General features: G+C 38.4%; 9 protein-coding genes. 2 read left to right on the forward strand and 7 right to left on the reverse strand.

Features of this window, described 5'->3' with window-relative positions; all coding sequences use genetic code 11:
- The first annotated feature begins 11 nt into the window (after positions 1-11).
- Positions 12-269 (forward strand): zinc ribbon domain-containing protein, encoded by a 258-nt coding sequence (locus H6G44_RS19565; protein WP_313885318.1) that lies wholly within the window; start codon positions 12-14, stop codon positions 267-269.
- Between the two features lie 336 nt (positions 270-605).
- On the opposite strand, the gene H6G44_RS19570 is transcribed toward H6G44_RS19565, so the two are convergent.
- The 7 genes from H6G44_RS19570 to H6G44_RS19600 all read right to left on the reverse strand — a co-directional run bounded on the left by H6G44_RS19570 (position 606) and on the right by H6G44_RS19600 (position 8,961).
- A complete protein-coding gene (locus H6G44_RS19570) occupies positions 606-1,955 on the reverse strand; it encodes a (Fe-S)-binding protein (RefSeq protein WP_190388226.1) in 1,350 nt (449 codons plus the stop codon).
- A gap of 63 nt (positions 1,956-2,018) precedes the next feature.
- Complete coding sequence (locus H6G44_RS19575; protein ID WP_190388227.1) at positions 2,019-3,305, reverse strand: FAD-binding oxidoreductase; 1,287 nt, start codon at positions 3,303-3,305, stop codon at positions 2,019-2,021.
- Positions 3,306-3,569: 264 nt separating this feature from the next.
- Positions 3,570-5,180 (reverse strand): iron uptake porin, encoded by a 1,611-nt coding sequence (locus H6G44_RS19580; RefSeq protein WP_190388228.1) that lies wholly within the window; start codon positions 5,178-5,180, stop codon positions 3,570-3,572.
- A 215-nt stretch (positions 5,181-5,395) separates the two neighbouring features.
- Positions 5,396-6,064, reverse strand: a complete 669-nt coding sequence (gene phoU / locus H6G44_RS19585) for a phosphate signaling complex protein PhoU (protein ID WP_190388229.1) — start codon at positions 6,062-6,064, stop codon at positions 5,396-5,398.
- 49 nt (positions 6,065-6,113) lie between these two features.
- Positions 6,114-7,421 carry a sensor histidine kinase gene (locus tag H6G44_RS19590; RefSeq protein WP_190388230.1) on the reverse strand — a complete coding sequence of 436 codons (1,308 nt, stop codon included), beginning with the start codon at positions 7,419-7,421 and terminating at the stop codon, positions 6,114-6,116.
- 53 nt (positions 7,422-7,474) lie between these two features.
- Entirely contained in the window at positions 7,475-8,227 is a 753-nt protein-coding gene (locus H6G44_RS19595) for a winged helix-turn-helix domain-containing protein (RefSeq protein ID WP_190388231.1), read from the reverse strand.
- A gap of 164 nt (positions 8,228-8,391) precedes the next feature.
- Positions 8,392-8,961: a pentapeptide repeat-containing protein gene (locus H6G44_RS19600; protein WP_190388232.1), complete on the reverse strand. Its 570-nt coding sequence runs from the start codon at positions 8,959-8,961 to the stop codon at positions 8,392-8,394.
- A gap of 297 nt (positions 8,962-9,258) precedes the next feature.
- On the opposite strand from H6G44_RS19600, the gene H6G44_RS19605 reads away from it, so the two are divergent.
- Positions 9,259-9,729, forward strand: a complete 471-nt coding sequence (locus H6G44_RS19605; RefSeq protein WP_242031813.1) for a hypothetical protein — start codon at positions 9,259-9,261, stop codon at positions 9,727-9,729.
- Positions 9,730-9,830: the final 101 nt, after the last annotated feature.

A 9,830-nucleotide genomic window follows, 5' to 3' on the forward strand; every position in this document is an offset into this window, starting at 1 on the left:
ATTTTCGTGTTATTAGTAGATGGGAACCGACTAGCCAAATTTGCTCTGAATGTGGCTACAAATGGGGGAAACTTGATTTAAAAATTCGGTCGGTTAAGTGCCTAAATTGTGGGGCTGAACACGACCGAGATGAAAACGCCGCAAAAAATATAAATAAAGTCGGGATAGGGCATTGCCACGACTCTAAACGGGCGCAGAGACAGAGTAAGACTACCTCGGTAGCATCAGTCGGTGAAGCGTCAAGAATCACCTCGCCTTCAGGCAGGTGAGTATGTCAAATTTGTTTAATTCCTATTTTTCTAAATTATTAATGAAATCAACCAAAGCATTTGAGTAATTGTAGGGTTGGTAAATTACTCAGCACCATTGTGAACCATGAGCAACGTATACATCAGTTATATAATCAGATTGCAATTTATTTTATGGCTTACGCCATGCTATTAGCAACTCCTACTTAGGAATGTGAATCAAATAAATTGTAAAAGTAGAGTGTTTATAGCCCTTGCGGGCATAATTTTGCTAGAGCAAAGCGTAACGCACCATTCCATGTTAGATCAGAATTGCAGGTTATTAAATTAAATTTGCATTCCTTAATAAATTATATGCTAAATCTCCAATTTCTCACCCCGAATAGCATAATCTAATAATTCCATAGGGTGCATCACAGAAATAGTTTTACCTTGTAAATATTTACTAATTTGTAAACTACAACCAGGGTTAGGAGAAGCAATTAAATCAGCGCCAGTATTTAATAAATTCTCAGCTTTTTGTTTCCCTAATTCTTCCGCAACTTCCGGTTGTAACATATTATAAACACCCGCACTACCACAACACAAAGCTGCGTCTATGGGTTCTTTTAAAGTTACTCCTGGAATTTGTTTTAACAGTTGACGAGGTTGGACACTAATTTTTTGACCATGTAATAAATGACAAGCATCTTGATAAACTAAAGTCAGATTTTTGTCAGTTAAAGGTGAAAGTTTAGCAGTTAAACCCACATTAGCTAAAAATTCCTGTGAATCTTTAACTTTTGCAGCAAATGTTTTTGCTTTTTGTGCATATTCTGGATCATCTGCCAAAATATGACCATATTCTTTCAAAGTATGACCACAACCAGCAGCATTGATAATCACAAAATCTACATGAGTATCAGCAAAACTATCAATCATTTGTCTTGCTAAAGTTTTCGCTTGTTCCGTTTGTCCTTGGTGTTCAGGAAGAGCCGCACAACAACCTTGAGACTTAGGAATTACCACCTCACAACCATTAGCAGTTAAAACCCTAACAGTCGCTTCATTGACACCAGAGAAAAACAGCCTTTGTACACATCCTAGAATAACACCAACCCGATATCTTTTTTCACCCTTCGCTGGGATAATATCAGGTAAATTATCTTGAAAAGACTTAAGAGTAATTTCCGGTAAAATAGATTCCATAGCAGCTAACCGGGGGGATATAGCCTTAATTACCCCAGTTGCTTGTAATAACTTAGAAATCCCCAACTTTTGATAAACTAATAAAGGAAAAAGTAAAATTCTTAAAAGATCAGGATTAGGAAACAGAGAAAAAATTAATTGTCGAACCAACTTATCAGGTAAACTGCGATTATAATTTCTTTCCACCTGATGTCTAGTAGCCGAAATCAACTTATCATACTGAACACCAGAAGGACAAGTAGAAACACAAGCCAGACAACCCAAACAAGAATCAAAATGTTCAACAGTAGCAGTATTTAAAGCAATTTCCCCCTCATTAATAGCATCCATTAAATAGATACGTCCTCTAGGAGAATCCATTTCCTTTCCTAATACCCGATAACTAGGACAAGTAGCCAGACAAAAACCACAATGAACACAACTATCAATTAACTTAGGATCAGGTGGACAATTGCCATCAAAACCCTGTAAATTCTTAATACCAGCAGTATTACTCACCAAACCTTCCGAAACTTGCATTTATATTTCTCCCCTCTTAACCTCTGTGACCTCTGTGCCTCTGCGGTTCGTTATGCTGAAATCTTAAATCCCACCCACAAAGCGACCAGGACTTAAAATAAAATTACCATCAAACTGTTCCTTAATACCTCGCATTACCGCCAAAGCATTGCCATTATAACCCCAAACATCAAACCTTTTCTTAAACTCAACAGGTGCAGATAAAACACTTAAAAAACCAGAATTTGCTTGACATAAACTCCGCAAAGGTAAAATCTGTTCTTCCTTTTCCAAGCGCACCAAACCCAAACCACTACTAATATGAATTAGACCAACTTCCATGTAATTTAAAATTTCCACCGCAGCAGTTGGTAATACGCCTATTTTACAAGTAATAGTAGATTCTGTGAGATGATCATATATTTGTTTTGGTAACTGTTGCCATAAATCAATTTCCTGATTTCCCGAATAAATTACCCCCTGTAAACCCAACTTTTCACCAATTAACAAAAGTCGTTTTGATTGTTCTTGAACACTTTCACTAATACTTTGAAAACGGGCAATTAAGCCTATTCCTGTACCCAAATCTAAATTAGTAAGCAACTTATTTGATAATAAATCAGCTTGAGTTGGTGTTAATTCCGAACCGTGTAAAGTTCTCGCTGCTTGAGATATGGCTTCAGGTTTACCAGTTAATATCACCGTTCCCGAACTTTCAGGAATAGGATAAACTCGAAAAGTGACCTGGCTAATAATTCCTAATGTACCGTAAGCGCCAGTAAATAACTTCATTAAATCATAACCAGCCACATTTTTGACAACTCGTCCTCCAGCTTTAGCGATTTCTCCATCTGCGCGGATAAAAGTTATACCTAAAAGTTGGTCACGCACACCGCCATAACGTTGACGCAAAGAACCTGTATCAGCAGTAGCCACGATACCCCCAATAGTAGCTAATTCCGGTGCTGCGGGGTCTAAAGCTAAAGTTTGTCCAGACTTGGCTAAAATCTCCTGAATCTGGGCAAATTTCATCCCTGCTTCCACCGTAACCGTTAAATCTCCCACAGCGTGTTCTATGAGTTGGTTAATGTGTTCGGTACTGACAATAATATCAATATTTTCAGCTAAACCACCCCAATTGATTTTACTCCCGCTACCCCAGGTCAGAACGCGCCATTGATGACTATTGGCGGTGGTGATAACTGCGGCTAATTCCGCTTGGCTATGGGGATAAATGACACAACTAGGCTGGCTTTTGGGGTCTATTCCTTGTTGGATATTATGCTGTTGGGTGGGGCTGAGATTTTCCCACGATATAACGGCGTTTTCGGTGCTGAGAATAGAAGTTAAGGTAGATGCTATTGAATTCATTAGTCTCTTTTTTATTCTTAATTTAATATGAATTATATTTTGCGTAAAGCTAAGAGGTTATCTCGTTCCCAGTCTCTGACTGGGAATGCCATGATGTAGGCTCTGCCTAATTGTATTATTAAAGGCAGAGCCTTATAGAATTCATTCCCATACAGAGTATGGGAACGAGAGATATTTCACAAATAAGTGTAGGGGTTTAGCACTGCTAAACCCCTAACCATGCGACTAAACTCGCTAAATCCCAACTACTAATCTCAGTTGATTCTAGAAACTGAAGGTTGTCCGTACAGTACCCACCAATTCCTTACCGTTATTGTCATTATTCTCAGGATTTAAGATTAATAACAAGCCAGGAGTAATAAGGATATTATCGGAAAGCTTCATTTTGTACAAGCCTTCTATATGATAAGAAGTGCTGCTTTCAACAGTTCCTGATACCGTACCCACTTTAGCACTAGTGACTTTAGGAGGTTGACCGAAGACGAAACCCAAGGTATTACCTTCTTTTAAGAAGTCTTTAACACCCAAGGTAGTAGCCCAATAGAACATTTCCGCGCTAGTTGGAGTGCCCACTAAGGTACTAGCTGTGGTATAACCTGCCCAACCACCTAATGTAATCTTAGAGCTAGGTTGCAAGCTAACTTGTAGACCATAGTTGTTAGATTCAGTACCAGCACGACCAGTAGCATTAGCAACAGCACTACCCGTATCTCCGAATAGTGAACGGGCACTGCTACCCTGATAAGTATGAGCGTAGGCTAGACCAACGTTGATGGCTTTATTGGGTTTGAAAGCTAATTGACCAAAGAGGGTGTTATTACCATCGAATAATCCTTGCCGTGCAGCAGGATTAGCAGCACTATCTCTACCTGTGGCAAAATAAGCCGCACTCAATTCCAATTTATCGTTAGGAGTAACGTTAACAGTGATACCGGCACCGTCACCAGCTTGACGATAAATAGGGCTGAAACGTCCGTAGCGAGATAAAGCACCTGTACCACTGCTTCTAAAGTCGGGGTTGAAAACATTGACGTTCTCGTTTAACTCACCACCAGTAGCATCAATTTTGACGCGAACTTTGTCGCTCAAATTGAAAGCATAGTTGAGTTTGTCGATAGTTACCGTGTTATTGCTATTGCTGCCAGTCGCAGAACCATCATGACCTAATCGGCTCATGTTGGTACCTGTAATAGCGCTATTAGGAATAATATTTACCCCTTGCAAACGAGTCTGCAATTGATCTTTACCAGTGAAACTGCTGTTTAAGCTCAACCGCACCCGGTCAGACAAAGTTGTGGTGGAATTTATGTCTGTTGTTGATCCAACTGGCTTCCCAAAAACCTGGGAAACGCTGAAAATTGCTTCTCCAGACAGTTTGGTTGTGGTGGAGAATTGATTAGCTTCTAATTCACCAGTACGAGCTTCTAAAGCGTCTACTTGACCGCGAATAGTTGCTAGTTCAGAGGAATATTCTTCTTGTAAACCCTGTAAAGTACCTAAATCTTGCTTGGTCACCATCTCAGCAGTAGCAGTAGCAAGAATTTCATTAATGCTGTCTAAACAAGCATTTAAAGCCGCCGCAAACTCAAAACGAGTTAAGGTGCGATTACCACGGAAAGTACCGTTAGGAGAACCAGCTACGCAACGATAGCGTTCTACTAAACTCTGTAAAGCTTTAAACGCCCAATCTGAGGGTTGTACGTCGGAAAACTGAGAAACGGATGTCACCTGACCCAAGCTGTTAGACTCTTGAGATAACTCAGCAACGCTTGTGACATTTCCGTTAACTTCACCAGCAAAGGCACTATTACCAGCCAATAAGATCAAAGCAGCAGCAGGGCTGACTTTGAGGATGTTCCAAAAAGCTTTTTTCATAAATTTCAATCTCTCTCACACCTAAAGGAATCCAAATTATGGTCAAGTCCCAATGGAACTTGATACATAAATGTTCTATGGTTATTCTATATCATTAATAGCAATTTAGGCAACTAAAATATTAAATTTTTTATACAAAATGATTTTTTATTTATTCTTCTCCAAATTTGGGATTATACATCGTTTATGGTGTATAATTTTCGGACTCGATCTTTTTATGATCGCTGACCAGTAACAATATATGTGACTCGTTGAGCAATATTAGTTGCGTGGTCTGCCATCCGCTCTAAACAAGAAATTGCTAAGGTTAACAGTAGAATTGGCTCAATTATTCCCGGTAAGTTCTCCTGGTGGGCAAAGGTTTGATAAAGATGCTCATAAGCATTATCTACTGCATCATCTAACTGTTTCATTCTTTGTCCACTGGTTTCGTCTAAGTCTCCTAAGGCAACTAAACAAGCTCCTAACATGGCTTGGGCGTGTTGAGACATAATTGCAATTTCTGGTAAAGAACTATGTTCAGGATAGGGAAAGAGTTTAATGGCAATTTTCGCTAAATCCTCTGCATGATCTCCTATACGTTCTAAATCACGAACTAGTTGCATGAAAGCACTCAAGTACCGCAAATATTTTTCTGTGGGTGCTTGACGGATAATAATAGTTGTGCAGTCTGATTCTATTTGTCTATAAAAACGATCAATTTTCTTATCTAATCGGGGTATTTGCTCTGCTGCTATTAGGTCGCGGGCAAATAGCGCCTGGTGACTTAGCCGAAATGATTGTTCAACTAAAGCACCCATGCGTAATAGATCCCGTTCTAAGCGCCTAATGGAGCGTTCTATTGGCGGTATTTCGTGAGTCTGACTATCAAATACAGTTTTCACACTGATTAGATTGGTTATATTAAAAGTGTATATGTTTTTAACTATAGTCTCAACTAGGCAAATTTGTCATAATGTGAGAAAATTGAAGCTGCATCCAAGCACCACCTGTTTCTGGATGGTTCATGGCTTTAATGATCCCACCATGAGCTATGACTATTTGCTGGACAATGGCCAAACCTAAACCACTACCGGCAATTCCTGTGGTTGAGTTGACTTCATTGACTGGTAAACGGTAACGAGCTTTATCCCCTCGGTAAAACCGTTCAAATACATAGGGTAAGTCCGTAACACTAAAGCCAACACCAGAGTCAATAATATTGATTTCTAACATCTGGCCTTTATCAGTAGAAATTATTTTGGTTTCAATGTCAATAGTTGCTTGACTGGGGCTATATTTAATGCTATTATCTAGCAAGTTGACAAATACTTGATAAAGTCGGCATTTATCTGCCTGAATGTAGATGTTTTCTAGTCCAGTATAGTTAATACTTAAAAACTGACGTTGGGCAATTGGTTCTAGGGTTTCCCATGCTAAGATGATGAGCGATCGCATTTCCACTATTTCTAAGTCTAACTGCATGGTGGGATTATTTTCCATTTGCGTCAACTCTAACCAACTTTGCACCAAATTAATCAGTCGGTCAACTTCTTGCATCAGCTTATTAGCCCAACGATCTAAAGGTGGTTCTAAACGGGTTTGTAGAGTTTCCACCACCAGACGAATTGCAGTTAGGGGGGTTCGCAGTTCATGAGCTAAATCGGAAAAAGAGCGATCGCGTTCTTGCTTCAAGTCTAGCACAGGCTGACAATTTTCCAAAAATACCCCCACTTGTCCCATTGGTAAAGGTAAGCTAGAAGCTCTCAAAAACAGGGACTTTAATTCTGTCACCACCTTAGCATCTTCACAAGGGGGATGAAAAACCCATTCTTGCACCTGTGGTTTTTGCCAATCACGAGTTTGTTCAATTAATTGATCTAATTCGTAGGACCTCACTAATTCTAACAGCAAACGCACCTGTCCTGGTTGCCATCTTTGGAGATATAATATTTCTTGTGCTTGCTGATTGCACCACAGTAGTTGATTTTCTTCATCTACTTGCAAATATCCCAAAGGTGCAAAATATAGCAATTTTTTATACATGGATAATAATTGCTGCAAATTCTGTTGCTGTTTGTTTACCATGGAAACTTCCCGCTGTAAGTGGGGTCTTAACAGCAGTTTAATATTAGTAATTTTACGGGAATGAGAATTTAAAGGTTGTAGTAATTGCTCTAAATACAAACTCAAATGAACCTGTTGCCAAACCCAAAAACCAAGGCCGACAGCTAAACCCAGGAAAAATCCCATTAAAAACATTGAAGTTGTTAGTTGGTGTATTATTACTCAATAATAACAACTATCTTCATGAATTACCCAAATCTGTAACCAAAACCCCGAACAGTTATAATATATTCTGGATGACTAGGATCTTCTTCCAATTTTTCCCTTAACCAGCGGATATGCACGTCTACGGTTTTGCTGTCCCCCACAAAGTCTAGTCCCCATATTTGGTCTAACAATTGCTCCCGTGACCATACTCGACGGGTATAGTTCATAAATAATTCTAATAGCCGGAACTCTTTGGGAGATAAATTTGCTTCTTCTCCGCGCACTGTTACCCGACACTCCTGAGTATTTAAGGTTATATCCTTATATTTGAGAACGGGAATGTGCTGTGATGCACTTAAACGCTGGCGACGAAGTAAAGATCTGCACCGGGCGACCAATTCCCGCATACTAAATGGTTTTGTCAAGTAGTCGTCAGCACCTACTTCTAAGCCTAAAACACGGTCAGTTTCACTACCTTTAGCACTGACCATTAAAATCGGTACTGAGTTACCTTGATGACGCAAAAAACGACAAACATCTAGTCCATTAATTTGGGGTAACATCAAGTCTAATAGCACTAAGTCCAGAGGTAGTTCTTCAGGATTATTTTCACAACTGTTCAGATACTCTATTGCAGTTCGGCCATCATTAGCAGTAACAACATCATACCCTTCTTCTTCTAAAGCGACAACTAGTATTTCTCGAATTAATTCTTCGTCTTCAACTATGAGGATACGGCTGGTTTGTCCAATATCTTTTCTCACAGCATATTTAGCTAGTTCACTGGTATACATTATTTTTTTAGTGTATAAGGAAGCCTAGGGTATTATAAATCATATCAATGATAGATTGATTTTGTTTTTCTCTATTCAAGTTGGTTGAGTTGTAAATTTTTGTGTCCCTATTACTCAACTCCTTAAAACTGAACCTAGGTTTCCCACGCTTTCAGGCGCAATAATTAACTATGAATGCTACCATCAGGCATAATTGCTCCAGTTAAGAAGGTTTCACTCATATCTGTATCATCTAAGTTAGCTCCTGTTAAATTCACCTCGCAAAGATTAGCCTCGCTTAAATCTGCGCCGCTTAAATCCGCACCTTGTAAATCAGCTTTCCACATTCTCACACCCCCCATTTTTGCTCCGCTCAAGTTTGCACCCTGCAAGTTAGCGGAGGAAATCGAGGCCATGTGTAAATTAGCATCACACAAGTTAGCACCACTTAATAATGCACCACTAAGATCTGATTCATTTAAATGAGCAGTTTTTAATGTAGCTTGAGTTAAATCCGCACCACAAAGAATAATTTCAGATAAATGCGCCCCTTCTAATCTTGCTCCTTTTAGATTTGCCTTGCTCAAATTAGCTCCACTCAAAGAAGCATCTGTAAGATTAGCTCCACTTAAATTCGCTTTACCGAAGTCCACACCACCCAAATTAACTCCTTGTAGATTTGCTCCTGGTAAAGCAATACAATTAAAACTTCTTTCTCCCGCTGCATACCTAGCTAAAAGTTCTTGAACATTCATACTTTTGTGGACCTTAGTAGTTAAAAATTCAAAATTCAAAATTCAAAAAATAATTAAATATTGATGACAAAATACTGAAAATATGGTCTAATATTACCCTTTATTTAAACTAATCATCAATACATCTGAGACCATAAAATTATGAATGAGATACGGAATTTACCTAAAAAACCATACACCAAAAGACTTTCAACTCTATTCCCTGTTCCCTGTTCCCTGCTATAACTGATTACAATTAATCAAACCAAAGTTAAAATGCTACAATAAAATCACCAGTCTGATTGTTATTGAGTATTTATGAAAATTAGCAATTTGAAATTAGGCAAATATCTGAATTTAGAAGAATTTTGTACCTGTACTCAAACTTATCATAAATATGCCGAAAATATCAACCCATATCCGCAAAATCTATCGGAAGTAATTCCTGCATTACAGGATTTAAACAAATTGATCATTGATCCAATTATAGATTATTTTGGTAGAGATAAATTTCATCTTACCTACGGTTTTTGTTCTCCAGACTTAAAAAAGTATCTTCAGAAAAAAGACCCAGTTACAGGTCAAAAAAATGGGCGTGTAGCCCCTAATCTTGATCAACATATTAGCCATGAAATCAATAAAAATGGTCAATATTACTGTAAAAGATTAGGTGCGGCCTGTGATTTTCAAATTAGAGACTTACCCAGCACAGAATTAGTAGAGTGGATATTACAAAGTAAATTACCTTTTGATTCCCTGTATTTTTATAGTAACTATCAGAAATGTTGAATGTCGTTACAAAACTTTACATATTTAAGTATACTAGTATTATCAAGGGTAAAAATGTCAACATTTCATAATATCTTCCATCCAATGAACATAACTGATTT

This window comes from Aphanizomenon flos-aquae FACHB-1287 (genome assembly GCF_014698755.1).
Lineage (GTDB): Bacteria > Cyanobacteriota > Cyanobacteriia > Cyanobacteriales > Nostocaceae > Dolichospermum > Dolichospermum flosaquae.

Coding starts and splice junctions, on each gene's coding strand:
- H6G44_RS19570 (WP_190388226.1), bottom strand. CDS start 1,955: ATGCAAGTTTCGGAAGGTTTGGTGAGTAATACTGCTGGTATTAAGAAT.
- H6G44_RS19575 (WP_190388227.1), bottom strand. CDS start 3,305: ATGAATTCAATAGCATCTACCTTAACTTCTATTCTCAGCACCGAAAAC.
- H6G44_RS19580 (WP_190388228.1), bottom strand. CDS start 5,180: ATGAAAAAAGCTTTTTGGAACATCCTCAAAGTCAGCCCTGCTGCTGCT.
- H6G44_RS19590 (WP_190388230.1), bottom strand. CDS start 7,421: ATGTTTTTAATGGGATTTTTCCTGGGTTTAGCTGTCGGCCTTGGTTTT.
- H6G44_RS19595 (WP_190388231.1), bottom strand. CDS start 8,227: ATGTATACCAGTGAACTAGCTAAATATGCTGTGAGAAAAGATATTGGA.
- H6G44_RS19600 (WP_190388232.1), bottom strand. CDS start 8,961: ATGAATGTTCAAGAACTTTTAGCTAGGTATGCAGCGGGAGAAAGAAGT.
- H6G44_RS19605 (WP_242031813.1), top strand. CDS start 9,259: ATGAAAATTAGCAATTTGAAATTAGGCAAATATCTGAATTTAGAAGAA.